Annotated in this window: 1 protein-coding gene; it reads left to right on the top strand. The window is 42.6% G+C overall.

Translation table 11 applies throughout. The features are described from left to right. Nucleotides 1-855, top strand: an 855-nt coding sequence (locus EUAN_RS12070) for a DDE-type integrase/transposase/recombinase (RefSeq protein ID WP_143000730.1), incomplete at its 5' end; no start/stop codon positions are given. Nucleotides 856-897 lie beyond the last annotated feature (42 nt).

Here is an 897-nt window from a genome sequence, read left to right as displayed (position 1 = left end):
TGGCAGAATAGTGAAACTCTTGAAAGGAAGCAGTCTGAACGCAAAAGTCGTCCATACAATGCACTGACTCCAGATGAACTAGAGCTTGTTCAGAAAATGGTTGGAGACAAGAAATATGCTGATGACAGCTGTCGAGTGCTTAGCATTAAAGCGCTCGAAGAATTCGGCATATACATATCCCATGTCACGTTCTGGGAATATATGAAGTTTAAAGGAATCAATGGTCCAAGGGGCATCTATGCAAATCGAAGGAACAAGCATACAAAGCCTGACATAGGTGATGTACAAGAGCCCAATAAGCTCTGGAGCTGGGATATCACTCATGTGAAGACAACTACAAGATACAGTCACTACTACCTTTATGTGCTTCAAGACTGGTTCAGCCGCAAAGTGATATCTTGGCATCTGAGCGAGTCTTTGGCCAGCGAGGAAGCTTTGACTCTTTGGGACAAAGGAATACTAGCTGAAGGTCTTTTAAACAGCGAGAAACCTCGCTCTTTGAGTGACAGGGGAATACAAATGCGTTCGGTCAGTACCAAGCTGTTTATGACTTCTTTGGGAGTAAAGCAGCTGTTTTCAAGGCCTAGAACGCCAAATGACAATCCCAAGATTGAAGCTTTATTCAGCACCGTCAAGCATGCACCGGGCTATCCTGAGCGTTTCAGCAGTCTAAGCGAGGCTGAAAGCTATTTTGAGGAATTTTTCAACTGGTACAATTACGAGCACTATCATACAGGCATAGGAATGGTATCGCCACAAGACAAGCATACGGGTAGAGATATCCTGATTCTTGAAAGAAGATCGGCTATCAAGAAAGCCACTTATGAAAAAAGAAGACTATATAATGTCGGATAATTAAGCATAAAATTTGCGACATTTATTGACTAACTGAACGAT

It is taken from the genome of Andreesenia angusta, assembly GCF_001855385.1.
In the GTDB taxonomy this organism is placed as follows: Bacteria; Bacillota; Clostridia; order Tissierellales; family Gottschalkiaceae; genus Andreesenia; species Andreesenia angusta.
Note: the sequence above shows the minus strand (reverse complement) of the source record. Positions and strands in the feature narration are given on the sequence as shown.